The sequence below is a fragment of the Mucilaginibacter sp. 320_HR genome, assembly GCF_059691875.1.
In genome coordinates, this window is record NZ_JCAWAI010000003.1 from 175,551 (window position 1) to 194,427 (window position 18,877).

An 18,877-nucleotide genomic window follows, 5' to 3' on the forward strand; every position below is an offset into this window, starting at 1 on the left:
CTTTACTTTTGAAAGAATTGCAATAAATAGCTGATCTCAACAACACAAGTGACTAATAATCAATTAATTTAATAACAGCAAACAACAACTATTATAAATTCATTACTTTGCAGTAATAGATTACATTTAAGTAATAGAACTTCCCATTACATCGAAAACAACTGATTCTTTCATCGCAATTAACATTTTGCAACTCAACTTATGGGCAAGAACAATTGTTATGATATATAAGGTAGCGCCCTAAAAGTCATTTGAGGCGATCTATTTGCAACAGAAGAAATTACACATTCCAGAAATACATGGAACTGCTTCACTCCGTAATTACCGCGCTGGTATCAAACTGCTTGTGCAGGTACATGTAAACTATTACACCGGCAACCAGCAACAGCAGAACTATCAAGCCTAATTTACCGCTGCGCTTGTCCTGCCGCATCAGCCATATCATAAACGCTATAAGCGGCAGAACGAATATTGCCCAAAAAATAAGTGCGGAAGCGGTCATAATTACTTGTAATTAAAATATCATTCTTGCCATTGGTGCAACGTCCTGCCCTACAAAATCTTTTTTGAGGTATTTATAGTACCCCGCTATAGCAATCATAGCTGCGTTATCTGTACAGTATTCAAACTTAGGAATAAAACATTCCCAACCGTTCTCCGCACATAAATGCTGCAATCCTAGTCGCAAACCTGTGTTTGCAGACACACCACCCGCAAGGGCAAGCTCTTTTATATTGTACTGTAATGCCGCACGTTTAAGTTTGTTCAACAGGATTGTTGCAATGCGCTTTTCTACAGAGGCGCAAATATCATTAATATTCTCCTGTACAAAGTTCGGGTTCTTGGCTACGTTATCTCTTATAAAGTAGAGGATTGATGTTTTTAACCCGCTAAAGCTAAAATCAAACCCTGGTATTTGTGGCTCAGGGAACTTATAAGCGTCCGGATTACCATTTCTGGCATTCTTATCTATTAAAGGGCCACCTGGGTAAGGCAAACCAAGTATCTTGCTGGTTTTGTCCATAGCTTCGCCTGCCGCATCATCCAGGGTTTGGCCAATTATCTCCATATCAAAGTAGTCTTTCACCAGCACAATCTGGGTATGCCCGCCCGAAACGGTAAGGCACATAAAAGGAAAAGACGGCTTTCTATCCGCAATAAAATGTGCCAGAATGTGCGCCTGCATGTGATTTACCTCTATTAACGGCAGGTTTCTGGCCAGTGCAAAAGCCTTGGCGAATGATACGCCGACTAGTAATGAACCTAAAAGGCCGGGGCCACGCGTAAAAGCTACTGCATCAATATCATTTTTGCTTACTTTTGCGTTAGATAAAGCCTGTTGTACTGCGGGTACGATGTTTTGTTGATGAACCCTGGAGGCAAGCTCAGGCACAACACCTCCATAAGCTTCGTGAATGGTTTGATTGGCAATAACATTGCTTAATATCTGACCATCTACGCAAACAGATGCAGATGTTTCATCACAAGAAGATTCGATAGCTAATATTACAGGCACTTTATTAATAAATGTAGTAAGAAGTAAAACAGTTCAAGCTTTTTTGAATTCTACTTCTGAACTTCCCAAGTCGCAAAGTTATTAAAAAACTACTCAAAATAGCGCTTAGCATTGTCTTGATACTCCTGCTGTTCGTCAGCGCAGTGTTAATTGTTATTCAATATAAGCCGGTACAAACATGGGCAGCTAAAAAAGCAGCCAAATACATGTCGAAGGAACTTAACACCACCGTGGAAGTTAAGAGCCTCTACTTTGTGCCTTTTAAATCTGTAGTGCTCGAAGGATTCTACATTCTGGATAAACAGCGCGACACGCTTTTAAGCACCCCAAAGTTAGCAGTAGGGGTAACAGGATTTTCTGTTTTCAACAGTATTAAGAAACGGGTCATCAATTTTCAGTCTATTCAGCTGGATAACGGCTCTTTTTATTTGAAGAAGCAAAAAGACAGCACCACCAATCTGAAGTTTATACTCGACTATTTTAACTCGGGTGGTGATACTACAAAAACCACCAAAGTAAGTAAGCCGTGGTCGCTGAACTTTGATAAGATAGCGGTAAACAACTTCCATTTCAGGTATAAGAATAAGCTGCGCGATACGGTAATGAGTGGCGTAAACTTTAATGATATTGATGTAAACCGCTTTAGTATAGTGGTACGCAATATGGATGTTAAAAACCACTTGTTTAAAGCAAATGTAACCGGTCTTACACTTCGTGAAAAAAGCGGCTTTTTTGTTAGAAACTTTAATGCGAACACTACTATTGATACTACACAAGTGTTGCTGCAGGACCTCAATCTTTTAACACCAAATTCAAACGTCAGGAACTACTTCAACATGCGTTTCAAAAGCTTTAATGATTTTGACGATTTTGAAAACAAAGTGACCATGGATGGGGATTTTAAGTCGTCGCACTTGTCGTCAAAAGATGTTGGATATTTTACCAGTTCGTTAGGGAAAATAAATTTCGAACTCGGTGTAAATGGCCGAATTCGCGGAATGGTAAACAACTTGCGTGCGAAGAATCTTACGGTTACAGCTGCTAAGGCAACCTATATAAAAGGAGATTTTCACCTGACCGGATTGCCGGATTGGGATAATACCTTTCTGCAATTAAATTTTGATCAGATTGCTACAAACAAGCGAGACCTTGATTATCTCTACAGCCATTTCACCGGCAGACCAAACGTAAAAACGCCGGCCATTGTTGGCAAATTTGGCAACATTAACTTTAACGGACGCTTTACCGGTTTGCAAAACGACTTTGTTGCTTTTGGTACATTTAAAACCGCGCTAGGCAGGCTGGATCCTGACATTAACCTGAAAATAAACAAAAAAGGCACTCCAAGCTATAGCGGCAAACTCAAGGCGACCAACTTTGATGTCGGTACACTTATTGATGACCGTACATTAGGGCGTACTACCTTATCAGGCAACCTTACCGGCAGCGGCGACGATCTTAGCACCCTTTCTGTTAAAGGAGATGCACGCGTTGCCTACATAGGCTATAAAGGGTATAATTACACTAACCTTACTACAAGCGGCACCTTTGCTAAAAAGGTAGCAAAAGGAAAAGTTGCCATAAACGACAAGAACGTTAAGCTTAACATTGCCGGTAGCATCAACTTAAATCCAAAGCTGCCCATTTATGACTTTGTTGGAAATATCGAAAACGCCCGCCTCCAAAAGCTTCATCTTTTGAAAGATACCATCACGTTTACAACTCAAATGAATACCAATTTTTCTGGTAATAACCTAGAGAACTTAAACGGAAGCATCTTACTTACCAAAATCAGAATAGTAAACCCGAGAAATAATTACGTTGTTGATACGGTAGCGATAAATGCTGGCGGAGCAGGTAACGACCGTACCATATCCTTAAAATCCGACGTAGCGGATGGTAGTATCAAGGGGAGCTTTAACCTGGCTACGCTGCCCTCCTATTTTAAAACTATTGCTAAGAAGTATATTCCATCGCTCAAAACAGATATCACCCCACCCAAATCGCAGCATTTTGACTTCAACTTAACGCTTAAGAACCCAGATCCTGCGCTGGCGATGTTTATGCCTGACCTCAAAATTCCGGAACAGGGTACATTTGTAGGCAAGTTTAATTCAGATGATAAAACAGCTACGCTCAACGGCTTTGTCAAGACATTTAAGTATGGCAAAATTGTGTTTCACGATTTTATTATTGATGAGAGCACAAGCGACGATATGCTGAACCTCAACGTATCGTTAAGCCGGGTAGACCTCACAGACAGCCTGTACATCAAGAATATAAGCGTCGCTAACTTTTTAAAGAAGGATAGTTTAAACTTCAACGTGAAACTGTCTGATAAAGATGCAACCAATCAGTTGGACCTTTATGGCCTGGTAGAGTTTGGCAGGGATACTACAGCCAAGTTAAAATTACTGCCTTCTGATGTGGTGCTTGAACGGCAGAACTGGAAGATACAGGAGCAGGTGCGCATACGCTTGCTGGACGGAAAAACGCATGTACAAGGTTTCGAACTCTCCAATGGAGAACAAAGAGTTAAGATCAACGGGTTTATATCTGACAATCCTGCCGATGAATTAAAAGTAACTTTCGACAGGTTCAATATGGCGACGTTGAATCAGTTAACCAAACCATCGGGGATATTGTTAAAAGGCGCCTTGAACGGCGATGTTGTTGTTACATCAATATTGAAAAAGCCCGGCATGGATGCTAACCTTACAATTGACTCGCTTACCATGAATAAAACACTGGTAGGTGACGTTAATATAAAGTCGAAGCTGGACAATGCACGCGAGCAAGCCGATGTAAAGGTTAACATAACACATAAAGGCCTGGAGACGTTGAATATTGCCGGTGTTTATACCATGGGGCACGGGGCTGGCGACAATCTTGACTTTGATATAAAGATGGACGGCACAGAAGCCATCATCTTTGAGCCCTTTGTAAAAGGGTTAGTTTCAGACCTGAAGGGAACTGTATCCGCAAATCTTAAAATGTCAGGCTCTCCCTCTAACCCGGAATTAAATGGAGATGTCACATTAAATAACACCGGGTTAACTGTAGATTATCTAAAAACTGCTTATACCGTACAGCATAAGCTTACAGTAAACAATAGTATTATTAATGTTGACGGCCTGGTGTTAAAGGATAATCGTGGCGGTACCGGTACCGCAAATGGCAAAGTAGACCTGGCCAATCCATCAAACCCTAATATTGACATTACTCTTCAGGCAAAAAACCTGCTGGCGCTAAATACTACTTTTAAAGATAATCACCTGTATTACGGTACCGCTTACGGATCCGGCACTTTCAAGTTCAATGGCCCGGTTGATAACATGAAGATTGATATTACCGCAAGTACCGAAGCGGGTACAATCTTTAATATACCGTTAAACACGTCTTCAACAGCTGCAGAATACGATTTCATTCGCTTTGTGGACCATAATGACACAACCCGCAAAGAGGTAACAAAAGTAAACAGATTTAACGGGGTTACACTGAACTTTGACCTCTCAGTTGATGAGAAGACTATTGTGCGGATTAGTACAGACTACGGCGTTCTGGAAGGCTCCGGACAGGCACGTAATCTCAATTTGAAAATAAACAGCCTTGGCGATTTTGAGATGTTTGGCGATTTCCTGATCACGTCAGGTAAATTTGAGTTTACTGCCAAGGACTTTATCAGCAAGAATTTTACTGTAAGTCAGGGTGGCACTATCAAATGGACGGGCAGTCCAAACAATGCAGAAATAAACTTGAAAGCCCTTTACGAGGTACGTACAGATATTGCACCATTATATAATGCTGCCGGCTTACAATCGCCGTATGGGCCAAAGCAGGTGTTGGTACAGGCAGAGTTGCTGATCACCAAATCCCTTATTCAGCCTACTATCGATTTTAGCTTTAACTTCCCTGTAGATCCCTCTATTAAAGACGAATTAAGCACGTATCTGTCAGATAATGCCAATCGCAGCCAGCAGGCGCTTAGCATTATCGTTCGGCGCAATTTTGCATCGGGTACGGGCAGTAATATAACTAACCAGGTGTTAGGTACCGCCCAGGAAGCGGTAAGCGAATTTGCTTTCAATAAGCTAAATAACCTTATATCACAATCAAATATCAAAAACCTTGACCTTAACATACGCGGACTGAGCGATGCCAGTGTAGGTCTTCGTTTTGATAATGATCGCTTTTTAATAAACGCGAGCTTTTATTCCAATACCGGTAACAGTAATATTTTTGATAATAGAAACAGCTTTTTTAATGCTGATTTCCGGTCACTTAATAAGGACTTTGAGATACAATACCTCATTCGAAAAGATGGCAACTTACGGGCCCGCTACTCTTATCGCGCGCTTAACAGCACAACATTAAATACGCTTAACGACCAATTGGGTGTACAATACGTAAATGGTTTAGGGTTGGTTTATCAGCGTGATTTTGATACTTTTGGTGAGTTTATCAGAAATATCTTCAGGCAAAGCCGACGCAATCAAGCACCAGTAAACCCGCTGCCTGTAGCACCAACCACAACAACACCAGCGGTAAGCGGTGGTTCTGACGACAGGAATAATGATGATAACCCTGAGGATTAATGTTCGCGCATAATGGCGTGATCCATTTTGTCGCGCTTAGTTCTTAAATATGCCTCGTTATGGGGGTTTGATGCAATCTCGATAGGGATATTCTCTACTACTTCCAAGCCGTAACCTATCAATCCCGCACGCTTCTTTGGGTTGTTGGTAAGTAATCGCATTTTTGTGATACCAAGGCTCCTGAGTATTTGCGCGCCGATGCCATAGTCGCGCTGATCCATGCCGAAGCCGAGTTTGATATTGGCCTCTACAGTATCCAGCCCGTTTTCCTGCAGGTGATAAGCTTTTAATTTATTTATGAGCCCTATGCCGCGCCCCTCCTGATTCATATATACGATAACGCCTTTACCTTCTTTGCTTATAATCTCCATTGCCTTATGCAGCTGAGGGCCGCAATCGCACCGGCAGGAGCCAAATATATCGCCTGTTACGCACGAGCTATGTACACGCACCAGCACAGGTTCGCTGGGCTGCCACTCTCCTTTTACTAAAGCCAGATGGTTTTCGCCGGTATCCAGCTGCGTATAGGCTACCATATTAAAGTCGCCCCACTCTGTTGGCATTTTAACAGACACCTCGCGCTGCACCATCGACTCTGTATCCAAACGATACGCAATAAGGTCTTTTATAGATATTATCTTCAGATCAAACTCTTTGGCCATCACCAACAGCTCAGGCAGGCGCGCCATTTCGCCATCTTCACGCATTATTTCGCAGATAACACCAGCCGGCTCAAAACCTGCCAGCACCGAAAGGTCTATCGCAGCTTCGGTGTGACCCGATCTGCGCAGGACACCACCGTCTTTTGCTATAAGCGGAAAAATGTGCCCAGGACGACCTAAGTCTTCAGGGCGCGTGGATGGGTCTATTAATGCAAGCGTGGTTTTCGACCGGTCAGTGGCGGATATACCGGTAGTACAGCCATGCCCCAGCAAATCAACAGACACGGTAAAGTTGGTTTCATGCGAAGTAGTATTGCGGCTTACCATAGGCTCAAGGTCAAGTTCCCGGGCACGCTCCTTTGTAATTGGCGCGCACACAAGCCCTCTTCCGTACCGTGCCATAAAGTTTATAGTTTCGGGCGTGGCATTGCGCGCAGCCGTAAGAAAGTCACCTTCATTCTCGCGGTCCTCGTCATCTACAACAATTATGGTATGGCCGGCCTTAATAGCCTCTATAGCTTCGGGTATGGTGTTAAGCATTTCGTTAAAATTAGTAAGGCTATAAAACTATAAGCCTTCAGCACACACAAATTTACGTGTAAGTTGCGGCATTAAGGTCGGCATTTTGTAAAGTTAAACCGCGTGTTTTTTACGGATACGCAGCTTTTTAAAGAAGCGTTTATAAAGATCCGTGTCAAACAAAGCAGAATCAGTAGCTGCTTTATACGTCAGGAAAATACCGATGGGAAAGAGTACAGCAATAGCCATCCACGAGCCTGCCAGGGGCGAAAGGTCGCCCTCCTTGGCCGACTTTTCGCCGATGGTATTAATAATATGATAAATAAGAAAGAATACTACGGAGACTACAACAGGCAAACCCAGCCCACCTTTGCGGATGATGGCGCCAAGAGGGGCACCTATTAAAAACAACACAATGCAAGCAGCCCCAAGGGTAAATTTCTTCTGATACTCCAGTATATACCTTCGGATGTTTTTAGTTGCGTCCTTGTAGTTGTCGGTACGGTTGCGCAACATATCCTGTACCTGCCGTACCTCGCTTGCTGCGTTATTTAGCGCATTCAACTGATCGTTAAAACCATTTAGCTTACTTACATTGGCAGGTGCAGCCTTTAAACCTGCAGTTGTGGGTTTTGCCGGTATGGTGTAGTACTTAAAGTAGGGTTTAATTAGCTGGAAGTTTGTATTAACTGTACTATCTACGGTATGGCTGGCTGAATCTACATAATGATCAATCTGCTTAAGGTTCATCATCATTGATGCGCTCCTAAACTCATTCTCATCAGTTCTTTTTATGTTAAACTCGGAAAGATCAAACCGTTGTTCAGTTTCTTTAAACCTGAAACGGGTAAGTTTTTGCCGTTGCAAATAGTTATTCTGACTTGGAGTTTCTTCATACCTTACGCCATCTTTAAGTTTTAAAATAAGATAAAGGTCATCTTTTGAGCGGTACATTAATCCGGACTTAGCAAAGGTGACAATGTGGTTAATCTGTAGAGCACCACGCTCATATATCATAATGCCATAAAGTGTCTGGCCGTCCGGGTCTTTTTTCTTTACCCGGATGGAATAGCCGGGGAAACGATTGCTGAACACGTTTTCCGGCAGCAAATTACCCGACTTCTGCTTGCGCACATCGTATAATAGCGAGTAATATTTCAGGTTGGCACGGGGCAACATCCAGTCCGAAAAGGCAAATGCGGCAATGCTTAACAATACAACTACAATTATCATGGGGTACATGGCCCGTCGAAGTGAAATACCAGCAGACTTAATAGCCACCAGTTCGTAGTTTTCGCCCAAGCTACCATACGTCATGATAGAGGATAACAGGACGGAGAGCGGAAGGGCCATTGCCACGTTTGTGGCAGAGTTATACATCATCAGCTCCAGGATGATATACCACTGGAAACCCTTGCCTATAAGATCATCGATGTATTTGAACAGAAACAACATCAGCAGCACAAACATCACTATCACTAAGGTTACCACGAAGGGCCTGATAAATGATTTTAGCAGCAAAAGATGTATTTTCTTCATTACCTGAAATTGCGCAATACTCGCGTAAGCATAACTATAATTAAGTATTGCTTATTGTACAAGTAGCGCAAAAATAGAGTTTTAAGCCGAGTTAGGCGCCTAACACGCTAATTAGGTAATCTATCTGGTTGTCCCAAATCTGCTTACGTTCGGTAAGGGTATCTTCAGTCGCATAGTCGGTTACGCTTAAGGCCACATCATTGGTAAGCTCATCCTGAACAATCTCCATCTCGAAATAGGTTTGCGGTTCATCATCTACCCACTTAAAACGTATTAACTTATTTTCTTTAATGGCTATCAGCTTGGCAACCTGCTTTTCGTCGTCCCAGGTAAAGGTGTAAGTTTGGTCCCGAACGGTAACATCATCAGCAAACCATTGGCTCAGTCCGTTAGCTTCGCTCAGGAAGCTATAAAGTATCCTTGGAGAAGATTTTATCTCGTATTCTATATTGAATTTTTTCTTTTCTGGCATTGTGGGTTTATAGTTGGCAACTAGTCAGGGCGTAAATGTTAACATTTTTTCTAAAGAAAACGAATTTCTGCTATATTTGCAAACCTTTTTCGGACCATCAACCTGGCGGGGTAGCTCAGATGGTTAGAGCGTAGGATTCATAACCCTAAGGTCGGCAGTTCGATCCTGCTCCCCGCTACACTTAAGATCAGCCTGTTACATCTTCATGTAACAGGCTTTTTTATGAAGTACGACTATATTGAGTATTTTCCTCCACACTAGCACTAATTCAGCTGTTATCAGGCTATTCTTATATATGAAAGTGGTAGTAAGAATATATTTTGTTGCTTGAATTACAAGTTTTTGATTTTCCGGTATTTCAATTTGACAGGTCAACAATATCCTTTACCACCGCATCCAGGTTGTGCGCGCTTTGAGTTAACATGTCTAAAAGCTGTTTCGTATCGTTGTCGAGTTGAGAATTCTTCTCAAGTAGCCCTAACAACCCCATTATATTTGCTAAAGGGGCTCGAATAAGGTGGGCCTGCTTGAAAGCAATAGTTGTTAATGCTTCAGCTTTGGCCTCGTTATCTGTTTTAAACTGTTCTTTTTCTATCATCAACTGCGCTTCATATTTTTTCCTATCAGCTATTTTAAAAATAGTGCCGCTAATGATTCGTTCGTCACCATTATTTAGATGATGGGCAACAGCACTGAACAACATTGGAAAGCTGCTGTCAGCCGTTTGCATTTCAAAGCTGATTTCGTTTATCCTTTCATGCATCTGAAGGATAGGATGAACAAACAAATTGTAATATAATTTACCACCTTTAAACAAAAGGTCAGGAAAGTTTTTAGTCTTTATTTCATCAGCATTAATGCTTAACCACGTTAACAACGTATTATTTGCATGTAGAATGCTTCCGTCAAGCCGGAAGATTATCAAACCGCAAGCGGCGTTTTCATATAGCTCTTCATAAACTGCAGAAACGTTCATACTCAGTTTTCCATAATCGGAACACCTATATAACCACGAATTGCTTGTACAGTTTCATCCGGAGCACTTAAGTGAGGGCAATGCCCTGTGGCTTTCAGAACAACTAAAGAGTTATTCGTAGTACGCTCCTGTATATATTGGGCTATTGCAGGGGGCACTAACATATCGTTGGTACATTGCAGCGTAAGGCTGGCAACGGTAAGTTTCTCCAAATCGGCGCGACTATCTGACAGGAACGTAACCCGGGCAAACTCACGGGCAATGGCGGGGTCATTGGAACAAAAAGTTGTGGTAAGCTCTTCTGTCAATTCAGGTTTATCAGCGTTGCCCATTACCATAGGAGCTATCATACTCGACCATCCAAGATAATTGCTATCCATGATAGCAAGCAAATCCATCAGGTCGCCCCTTTCCATTCCTCCCTGGTAATCTCCATCATTAATATAGCTGGGAGAGGGCGTAACTAATATTAGCTTACTAAAGTAACGCGGCTGCAATATTGCCGCTCGTACACCTATCATACAACTTACCGAGTGGCCAACAAAAATTGCATTGGTGAGCCCCAAAGCCTCAAATATATCCAACACATCCTGCGCATAGCCGTCTAATGATTGATATTTGGCTTTATCGTAGGCTTCTTTATCTGATGCCCCTGCACCCACATAATCAAAAACCACACATTTGTAATCAAAGTGGAAAGCTTTAATAAGATGACGCCATACGTTTTGATCGCAGCCATATCCATGAGCAAAAACAAGCGTTTCTTCCCCGCTGCCGATGACCCGCACGTTGTTCCTTTCTAACACGTTAATTATACTCATCGATTTAATATAACTTCGGGCGCTTACGGCAAATAGTTGCCTTTTGTTTCAAACTGCAAAAATCTTTGCAGCGTTTTACACACACGACAAAGTAGTCATTTATCACTAACGTGGTTATTGATAATCAGTTTCATACTGACAGTTTTAAATTTTGCAATCAGCTCCGTGCAGCAAGATAGCTGTAGAGGGGAACCTTTCTTATAAACTGTAGCATGTTTGCTCTAATACGTGTTTACCCACCTTTCTAGAGTTGGCAATATGAAAAAGGCAGCTGACATAATGCCCGCCGCCTTTATTCAGTTAAGCAGTATTATGACTGAATGAACTCCAGCAAATCTTTGTTAATGGTTGCTGCTTCGGTTGTTGGCATACCATGCGGGAACCCCGGATAAGAGATTAACTTACCGTTTTTAAGAAGCTTAACAGCATTTGCACCGGTATTTGCAAACGGTACTATCTGATCGTCCTCGCCGTGCAGCACTAATACCGGCACGTCTACACTCTTAAGATCTTCGGTAAAGTCAGTTTCAGAAAACGCCTTTATACAGTCGTAATGAGCTTTTATTGCGCCCATTAGGCCCTGGCGCCACCAATTCTCCCTAACACCTTCAGATACCTTCGCGCCCTCACGGTTATAACCGTAAAAGGGCATGGTAAAGTCTTTAAAGTACTGGGTTCTCTGAGTCGCTGTATTCTCGCGTATCTCGTCAAAAACAGCCATTGGAATACCGTCAGGGTTGTTTTCTGTTTGTACCATAAGTGGCGTAACAGCGCTTATCAATACTGCTTTAGCGACACGGCCCGTGCCATGTTTTGCAACATAGCGTATTACCTCTCCGCCACCTGTAGAGTGCCCGATGTGGACAGCATCTTTAAGGTCAAGTGCTTGGGTTAGTTCGGCAACATCTGCTGCGTAAGTGTCCATATCATGACCTTTATCGGTCTGGCTTGACCTGCCATGACCTCTGCGGTCATGAGCGATAACCCTGTATCCTTTCTCCAGGAAGAACATCATCTGGGTGTCCCAATCGTCGCCGGATAGTGGCCAACCGTGGTGAAATACAAGTGGTTGCCCGGTTCCCCAATCCTTGTAATAAATCTCAGTTCCGTCTTTTACTGTAATTTTGCTCATCTGTTTTCTGATTATGGTAGTGAATTAAAAAGTGGAAATGCAACACCGCTTGCATAGAGTAATGGCAGGTATAAATTACTTTATTACTCCATCAAAGGTCCTTAAACGTGGCCTAAACTGCCGCCAAGTAAAATAAAAAACGAAGGACCGAAGCCTGGTCGAAACCCAAAACTAGTAAATAAATTTTGGTTGTTTTACCAGCTCACGAAAATTTAACACTGGCGAAATAATCATAAACTGACTTTTGCCATTTTATGGGTTTTTGAATATGTGAAGGCGGTTTTCGCTTTAAAAATCTGCAAAAACCACATTTTTTTAAACGTGCCCGGGCAGGTAAAAATCAGTTGCTGCACCAATTACTACTGGTTTTGCAAAGTGCAATTTAGCGAACGTTTTTTCACCTTTTTACCAAAGTAACCATTAGCACTTTAGGCTCGGCGCCAAAGTTTGGTCCGCCGGAATCTGTCTCGTCTCCGTTGAGGATGCGCAACGGTTTAAACACCCCGTTCTGGTACGTGCCCTCCTCTACTTTAAGGTACTGCCAGGCTTTTGCCGTATTGCTTCCTGCTGGTTTAAAAGTAACATGGGTAAGGGTACCGTTCAGCAAAAATTTGTCTTTGGCAAGTTGCACCACCATTAGTGCACCAAAGGGTTTCTCGTTAGGCTGAAACCTTCCTACGCTTTGCTGCCCGAACGTGACTACCGCGGTCCAGTCGCCAAGGTCAATATTTTGTTCGGCATGGTCATCGTGTTCTACCACGGCTTTTATCTTTCCTTCAAACGCCCACTGCGCCAGTTCGCGCATCATTGTAGCGGCAACCTCATATTCGCGGCCGTAAACCGATAAGCGTTCCGCAACTTTAGCGATAGCGGCGGTTTGTCCGTTAGCATCTATCCCGAATGGTGAAAATCCAATGCCGCCTTTAGCAATCACATCGTACAAGTATTTGGCATTCTCCGGCAGCAGGCCGGCCTCTGGTACAAACAGCGCGTTGTCGGGCCGGCTGTATAGTTCCATAACTTTAAGCACCCGTTCGCTTCCGCTCAGGTATATATCAGGTGCCAACAGGTCAATGGCTGGTGCCGCTGCTTTCCATATAGCAATTACATTATCTGTAGGACCCCCACTTTCGTAGGTGTTGGCCATAGGGTTTGTTAACGGATCGCGCAGGGCGGCGTTCACATACAATGGCAATGGGTATTCGGCTTTGCCTGCTGCAGCAACCTTACCAATAAAAGAAGCTACCGACCATGCGTGGAAATACTCATCGGCACGATCGCCAAACACCTGCTTCCAGGTACCTTTCGCATTTAAGTCTGTATTAAGTTGTTTTAGTACTTCGGGTGTTAGCAATGCGGCGGGCACCTGCTGCTCAAACAGTTGCTGTGCTACGGGGGAATAATCGCGCACGCTGTCCCAGGTGCCAGGCTCATTCTCTACCTGCACCATTATCACAGTGCGCGCTGCGTCGGCTTTTTTAAGGTAGCGCATTACAGCTGAAAACGCTTTCATATCAGCATCTAAAGTAGCTATTGCATGCGGCGACGGCGAATCTATAGGGTTGTTCTTCTTACCAACAACATTGGGATACCTGGTTGCATCCTGTTTCATCCATTCCGGCATGTAATGATTGCTGCCATTTTTCCAGGTACCAAACCACAGGAATACCAATCTTACTTTATGTACCCTTGCTTGTTTTATCAGCGTATCCACTACAGAAAAATCAAACTTGCCCGGCGCAGGCTCTATCTGCTCCCAATATAATGGCACTTCCAGGGTATTTAGATGAAGCAGCTTTGCAGCCTGCCAAACCTGCGGCATCATGCCCGGCCACGCGCTGGAGTTGTGCGCCTGGCCGCCAAGCATCAGGAAGGGTTTTCCATCTACCAGCAGAGCATGCCTCCCATTTTTATGAATCAGCGACGGCACAGCCGCTGTTTGCGCCAGGCTGTTTAGTCCGGAAATAATCAGGTAAAGCCCCAGCAGTAAATTTCTTGTAATTTTCATAAAGCACAGGTAATATCTATTGATTCTGCAATATACTGTCTGTTGTACATTTATCACCTTTCCCATTTATTTTTATTTATAACACGTATAAAGTGCATCTTTAAAGGTGTTCTTCAAACTAAATAAGCTACTTTGCGTATAACACCACTAAACTAAACCCTTTCCTACATGAAAATATGGTGGCCGGCTTACGAACGTGCTTTAAAAAGCAGGCTATCCATACACTTCAACCGCCAGGAGTCGGATCTCCGTTTTTGGCAAAACAAGCTTTTTCTTAACTTTTTGGTGTACTGCCTGCCGGTAAGTTTTATAGCCGTTGTTCCGGGTGTTTTTATGGCTTTAAAAGACGGCTATACTTTTGTAGCTGTTATAGATCTGCTTGCCCTTTTAGGAGTAGCCTTCGCTACCTACTCTAACAAATTATCTTTTCGGACGCGCAAAATCATCATTATTACCGTCTTTTATCTATTAGCCGTTTGCCTCATCAACACACTTGGGTATGTTGGGCCTGGCGTATTCTACCTGTTTGTCATCACTATTTTAATGGCTTTGCTTTTTAAAACACGTTATGCTTACTGGTCTATTTTCTTCAATACAGTTACGTTGCTTGCCTTTGCATTAATTATAACTTTCAAGGCTTTTGATTGTGCCCTTATTGGTGTTTACTCTCCCGGACAATGGATAGCTTTCAGCTCTAACCTTCCTTTCCTGAGCATTGTTATTGTACTGCTCATCGAGCGTATTTTTAGAGGCTTGCAAAACACGATTGAGTCTAAAGACTACCTGCAGGAACGATATAAAAATATCTTTCAGCTCAGCCCTTTGCCCATGTGGCTATTTGATACCGAGACCCTGCGGTTTTTAGATGTGAACGAGGCTGCAGTGAGACATTACGGATATAGCACCAAAGAATTTATGTCGATGACGATCAGGCAGTTGCGACCAGTTGACAAGGTATTGGCTTTAGAACAAATAGTAAGGCAAAACGCCGCTACCGGCAACTTCTATAATGATCGGGCAGATCACATCAAAAAAGATGGTACTGAGATAAATGTAAGAATAGAAAGCAGCCTAATTGTACTTGACGGCCGTAAAGTAAGACTGGTACTGGCAACTGATATAACCGAAAAAGTAAGAAATGAACGGGGACTCGCACTGGCAACAGCCAAGCTTAGGGAATCAGAAAACAACTTACGGGCTATATTTGATAGCGCAACGGAAGGTTTTCTACTGCTGGATGCCGAGAGTAATATAAAAGCATTCAATAAAAAAGGCGAGGAATACATCAAATTAAATTCCTTCACTTCCGATTTTAAAACAGGCATAAACATATTTGACATACTGGAGCCCGGGCGTGTAAGCTACTTTAAAGACAGTATTGCACAGGTTTTAAAGGGTGCCATAATACAGTACGACCGCAATTACCCAAAAGCAGGCGCAGATGACCTTTGGATGCAATACACTTTAAGCCCCGTGTACGAGGACGACCAAATTTGCGGTGTTTGCGTGACCGGGCAAAATATAAGCAACCGAAAAAACTACACCCGTAAAATTGAGCAGCAAAACAAAGTTTTCAGGGATATATCGTGGATGCAATCGCACCTGGTGAGGGCTCCGCTAGCCCGTATAATGGGCCTTGTAAGTTTGTTGGATTCGGCCCAGGAACACGCCGAACGGGAAGAGATTCAAGAATACCTTAAACAATCAGCCAATGAGTTGAATGATGTGATCCTGAAAATTACAGAAAGTACGACTAAAAGCATACTGGAGTAACGGCGAACAATAACCCGTGCTTTTATCAGTCTTTTATAAAAGCAACGCCCTCTTCTTTTTCGGTTTTTTTAAGTTGAGCCTTTAAGCCTTCAAAGCTGCGCATTGGCCCTTCAGCTGCAAACAAATTTATTAACCAGGCCGGTATATTACCTCCCGGATCAACCTGAAGAGTATAGTTTATGTGCACTTTGCTTTTATCCAGCGGAGTTATCACCCATAAGCCTTTAGAGGATGATATTCTTACCGCATCATCTTTAACAGGAACCATACCGGGAACTGCGGGCCCATCTACAGTTACCACCTTAGTATCCGGATTTTGGCTAACAGTTAAGTGCGCAACGAAATCACGGTTGGTTGCCGGCCAGGGCACATTAATTTCCGAATAATAGTAAAGCTCCGAAGGGGACACCTGTTTTACCAGGCTGCAAGACTTGGTTTTGTAAACCCACTCGGGGCAGTGCTTAACATCCAGTAATACCCTTACCAACTGCGATGCCCTGGCATTTACATCACACTCAACTTTCACCGCCTTTATTTTAGACCCTGTAACCAAACTGGTGTACACCTTAACACCATCCTTGTCGGACTTGAGCGTCCAGTTATATTGCGCGGAAACGTTATTGGCTAAAAACAGCAGCAATAACCCTAATAAATATTTATACATCTGAAATTATCTGCAACAAAACTATAACATCCCGTTTAATCTTAATTTCCCCGCAGCTATTATGACATTATTATGCACTTGCTAAGGTAATACACAACTATAATTAAGCAAAAACTAAAAATAAGGAAGGCATTAATTAAGTTTGTTAACCATCTGTAAGCCTCTATGAAATTAAAGTTTATACCTTTTGTTGTGGCATTTGCCTTTATGGTAAACCTGGCACTTGCGCAAACCGGCACTTACCTTAACAACCGCGCACCGCTGCGCCAGAACCCTTATATAGAACTGCCGTTGGGAGCTATAAAGCCACAGGGCTGGCTGCGCGAAATGCTCATTCGCCAAAAGAATGGTGCTACAGGTAACCTGGATAAGCTGTACCCCATTGTAATGGGCAGGCGCAATGGCTGGCTTGGTGGCGACGGCGACCAATGGGAACGCGGCCCGTACTGGGTAGACGGCCTGCTGCCGCTGGCATATATACTGGACGATAAAGAACTGATAGCAAAAGTAAAGCCCTGGGTAGAGTGGAGCATAAAAAGCCAGCAGCCCGATGGCTACTTTGGACCTGCTAAAGATTACGGTGACGAGCCGGGCATACAACGCGATAACACGCGCGACTGGTGGCCCAAAATGGTAATGCTTAAAATATTGAAGCAATACTACTCTGCTACGGGGGATAAAAGGGTAATAAACCTGATGACCAATTACTTCAAATTCCAGTTGAAGGAGTTACCATCTGTACCGCTGGATAAGTATACTTTTTGGGCGAGGTACCGCGCGGGCGATAACCTGATGGTAGTATATTGGCTATACAATATAACGGGCGACAAATTCCTGCTGCAACTGGCAGACCTGCTGCACAAGCAAACCTATGATTTTACTGATGCGTTCCTGAACACGCCGCTGCTTTCTACCGACGGCAGCATACACGGAGTGAACCTGGCGCAGGGTATGAAAGAGCCCGTGATATACTACCAGCAGCACCCCGAACAAAAATATCTGGATGCTACCGTTAAAGCACATACCGACCTGCGTAAGTACGACGATATGGCGCACGGCCTGTTTGGCGGGGACGAATCGTTGCACGGCAATAACCCCACGCAGGGCGCCGAACTGTGTACCGCTGTGGAGATGATGTTTACGCTTGAAAGCACACTGGCCGTGACCGGCGATGTAAACTATGCCGATAAGCTGGAGCGCATTGCCTTTAATGCCCTGCCTACACAGGTGTCTGACGATTTTGTGGACCGCCAGTATTTTCAGCAAGCCAACCAGGTAATGCTCACCCGCCAAACCCGCAACTTTGATGTAAACCACAGCGGTACCGATGTTTGCTATGGCTTGCTTACAGGTTACCCTTGCTGCACATCTAACATGCATCAGGGCTGGCCTAAATTCACGCAAAACCTCTTTTACGCTACCGCTGATAAAGGTATTGCTGCGTTGCTTTACTCGCCAAGTGAAGTAAAAGCTTTAGTTGCTGATGGAAAAGAGATCAGCCTGAAGGAAGAGACCAATTACCCTTTCGGCGAAAGGGTGAAGTTTACCATGAACCTGGGGAAAGCCAAACAACTCATCTTTCCGTTTCATTTACGCGTGCCTAAATGGTGCAATAATGCATCCATCAAAATAAACGGCAAAGTAATGCAGCAGGCTACCGCAGGCGAGATTGTGAAGCTGGGCCGCGAATGGCATAACGGCGACGTGTTAGAGCTTACCCTGCCTATGCACATCAGCAAGAACAACTGGTACGAAAATTCAGTGTCGATAGAACGTGGTCCGCTGGTGTATGCGCTGAAGATTGGCGAAGAGGTTACCCGCGTAACCAACACGAAAGACCCGATAGATTACGGCAGTAGCTATGACGAGATACGCCCTACTACGCCATGGAACTACGCCCTCATCGATCAGCCGGACAACAAACTTGAGGAGAACTATAAGGTAGAAACATCGGCCGTATCATCATACCCATGGAACCTGCAGAGCGCGCCGATAACTATTAAGACCAAAGGGAGGCGCATACCATCATGGAAGTTGTATAACGATATGGCAGGGCCTATCCCTTATACCTTCATATGGGGTTCTGATGCCGAGCAGCCTGACGACATTATACTGGTACCTTACGGCTGTACACGGCTGCGCATTTCACAATTCCCCCAGGTAAGATAAACAGAGGCACCCCATACCAGGGTGCCTCTTC

At 43.6% G+C, this 18,877-nt stretch carries 13 protein-coding genes and 1 tRNA gene; 4 read left to right on the forward strand and 10 right to left on the reverse strand.

The window, feature by feature from the left end; translation table 11 throughout:
* Positions 1 to 310: 310 nt before the first annotated feature.
* Both AC59GT_RS11365 and tsaD read right to left on the reverse strand, forming a co-directional pair.
* A complete protein-coding gene (locus AC59GT_RS11365) occupies positions 311 to 502 on the reverse strand; it encodes a hypothetical protein (RefSeq protein WP_117383748.1) in 192 nt (63 codons plus the stop codon).
* A gap of 12 nt (positions 503 to 514) precedes the next feature.
* Positions 515 to 1,516, reverse strand: a complete 1,002-nt coding sequence (tsaD, locus tag AC59GT_RS11370; protein ID WP_497237741.1) for a tRNA (adenosine(37)-N6)-threonylcarbamoyltransferase complex transferase subunit TsaD — start codon at positions 1,514 to 1,516, stop codon at positions 515 to 517.
* 206 nt (positions 1,517 to 1,722) lie between these two features.
* Here tsaD and AC59GT_RS11375 point away from each other — a divergent pair, with 206 nt between their 5' ends.
* Complete coding sequence (locus AC59GT_RS11375; protein WP_497237742.1) at positions 1,723 to 6,111, forward strand: translocation/assembly module TamB domain-containing protein; 4,389 nt, start codon at positions 1,723 to 1,725, stop codon at positions 6,109 to 6,111.
* Here AC59GT_RS11375 and AC59GT_RS11380 read toward each other — a convergent pair.
* The 3 genes from AC59GT_RS11380 to AC59GT_RS11390 form a co-directional block, all read right to left on the reverse strand.
* On the reverse strand, positions 6,108 to 7,313 hold the full coding sequence (locus tag AC59GT_RS11380) for a bifunctional 3,4-dihydroxy-2-butanone-4-phosphate synthase/GTP cyclohydrolase II (protein WP_497237743.1): 1,206 nt from the start codon (positions 7,311 to 7,313) through the stop codon (positions 6,108 to 6,110). The two genes, AC59GT_RS11375 and AC59GT_RS11380, sit on opposite strands and share 4 nt — an antisense overlap.
* Positions 7,314 to 7,406: 93 nt before the next feature.
* Entirely contained in the window at positions 7,407 to 8,831 is a 1,425-nt protein-coding gene (locus tag AC59GT_RS11385; protein ID WP_497237744.1) for an LptF/LptG family permease, read from the reverse strand.
* A 91-nt stretch (positions 8,832 to 8,922) separates the two neighbouring features.
* Complete coding sequence (locus AC59GT_RS11390; protein ID WP_117383743.1) at positions 8,923 to 9,303, reverse strand: START-like domain-containing protein; 381 nt, start codon at positions 9,301 to 9,303, stop codon at positions 8,923 to 8,925.
* A 104-nt stretch (positions 9,304 to 9,407) separates the two neighbouring features.
* On the opposite strand from AC59GT_RS11390, the gene AC59GT_RS11395 reads away from it, so the two are divergent.
* A tRNA-Met gene (locus AC59GT_RS11395) sits at positions 9,408 to 9,481 on the forward strand.
* Between the two features lie 180 nt (positions 9,482 to 9,661).
* Here AC59GT_RS11395 and AC59GT_RS11400 read toward each other — a convergent pair.
* The 4 genes from AC59GT_RS11400 to AC59GT_RS11415 all read right to left on the reverse strand — a co-directional run bounded on the left by AC59GT_RS11400 (position 9,662) and on the right by AC59GT_RS11415 (position 14,240).
* Positions 9,662 to 10,279 carry a histidine kinase dimerization/phospho-acceptor domain-containing protein gene (locus AC59GT_RS11400; RefSeq protein WP_497237745.1) on the reverse strand — a complete coding sequence of 206 codons (618 nt, stop codon included), beginning with the start codon at positions 10,277 to 10,279 and terminating at the stop codon, positions 9,662 to 9,664.
* A gap of 2 nt (positions 10,280 to 10,281) precedes the next feature.
* Positions 10,282 to 11,100 carry an alpha/beta fold hydrolase gene (locus AC59GT_RS11405; RefSeq protein ID WP_497237746.1) on the reverse strand — a complete coding sequence of 273 codons (819 nt, stop codon included), beginning with the start codon at positions 11,098 to 11,100 and terminating at the stop codon, positions 10,282 to 10,284.
* Positions 11,101 to 11,410: 310 nt separating this feature from the next.
* Positions 11,411 to 12,232 (reverse strand): alpha/beta fold hydrolase, encoded by an 822-nt coding sequence (locus tag AC59GT_RS11410; RefSeq protein ID WP_497237747.1) that lies wholly within the window; start codon positions 12,230 to 12,232, stop codon positions 11,411 to 11,413.
* Positions 12,233 to 12,629: 397 nt separating this feature from the next.
* Complete coding sequence (locus AC59GT_RS11415) at positions 12,630 to 14,240, reverse strand: GH35 family beta-galactosidase (RefSeq protein WP_497237748.1); 1,611 nt, start codon at positions 14,238 to 14,240, stop codon at positions 12,630 to 12,632.
* A 168-nt stretch (positions 14,241 to 14,408) separates the two neighbouring features.
* On the opposite strand from AC59GT_RS11415, the gene AC59GT_RS11420 reads away from it, so the two are divergent.
* Complete coding sequence (locus tag AC59GT_RS11420) at positions 14,409 to 16,013, forward strand: PAS domain-containing protein (RefSeq protein WP_497237749.1); 1,605 nt, start codon at positions 14,409 to 14,411, stop codon at positions 16,011 to 16,013.
* A 25-nt stretch (positions 16,014 to 16,038) separates the two neighbouring features.
* Here the strand turns inward: AC59GT_RS11420 and AC59GT_RS11425 are convergent, their stop codons facing one another.
* Positions 16,039 to 16,677: an START domain-containing protein gene (locus tag AC59GT_RS11425; RefSeq protein ID WP_117383737.1), complete on the reverse strand. Its 639-nt coding sequence runs from the start codon at positions 16,675 to 16,677 to the stop codon at positions 16,039 to 16,041.
* A 165-nt stretch (positions 16,678 to 16,842) separates the two neighbouring features.
* Between AC59GT_RS11425 and AC59GT_RS11430 the strand changes: the two genes are divergently transcribed.
* Positions 16,843 to 18,846, forward strand: a complete 2,004-nt coding sequence (locus AC59GT_RS11430; protein WP_497237750.1) for a beta-L-arabinofuranosidase domain-containing protein — start codon at positions 16,843 to 16,845, stop codon at positions 18,844 to 18,846.
* Positions 18,847 to 18,877: the final 31 nt, after the last annotated feature.

What these genes read in the sequence shown, in the direction of transcription:
- AC59GT_RS11365 (WP_117383748.1), bottom strand. Translation starts at nt 502, where the DNA reads ATGACCGCTTCCGCACTTATTTTTTGGGCAATATTCGTTCTGCCGCTT.
- AC59GT_RS11430 (WP_497237750.1), top strand. Translation starts at nt 16,843, where the DNA reads ATGAAATTAAAGTTTATACCTTTTGTTGTGGCATTTGCCTTTATGGTA.
- AC59GT_RS11425 (WP_117383737.1), bottom strand. Translation starts at nt 16,677, where the DNA reads ATGTATAAATATTTATTAGGGTTATTGCTGCTGTTTTTAGCCAATAAC.
- AC59GT_RS11410 (WP_497237747.1), bottom strand. Translation starts at nt 12,232, where the DNA reads ATGAGCAAAATTACAGTAAAAGACGGAACTGAGATTTATTACAAGGAT.
- AC59GT_RS11420 (WP_497237749.1), top strand. Translation starts at nt 14,409, where the DNA reads ATGAAAATATGGTGGCCGGCTTACGAACGTGCTTTAAAAAGCAGGCTA.
- AC59GT_RS11390 (WP_117383743.1), bottom strand. Translation starts at nt 9,303, where the DNA reads ATGCCAGAAAAGAAAAAATTCAATATAGAATACGAGATAAAATCTTCT.
- AC59GT_RS11405 (WP_497237746.1), bottom strand. Translation starts at nt 11,100, where the DNA reads ATGAGTATAATTAACGTGTTAGAAAGGAACAACGTGCGGGTCATCGGC.
- AC59GT_RS11415 (WP_497237748.1), bottom strand. Translation starts at nt 14,240, where the DNA reads ATGAAAATTACAAGAAATTTACTGCTGGGGCTTTACCTGATTATTTCC.
- AC59GT_RS11385 (WP_497237744.1), bottom strand. Translation starts at nt 8,831, where the DNA reads ATGAAGAAAATACATCTTTTGCTGCTAAAATCATTTATCAGGCCCTTC.
- AC59GT_RS11400 (WP_497237745.1), bottom strand. Translation starts at nt 10,279, where the DNA reads ATGAACGTTTCTGCAGTTTATGAAGAGCTATATGAAAACGCCGCTTGC.
- AC59GT_RS11380 (WP_497237743.1), bottom strand. Translation starts at nt 7,313, where the DNA reads ATGCTTAACACCATACCCGAAGCTATAGAGGCTATTAAGGCCGGCCAT.
- AC59GT_RS11375 (WP_497237742.1), top strand. Translation starts at nt 1,723, where the DNA reads ATGTCGAAGGAACTTAACACCACCGTGGAAGTTAAGAGCCTCTACTTT.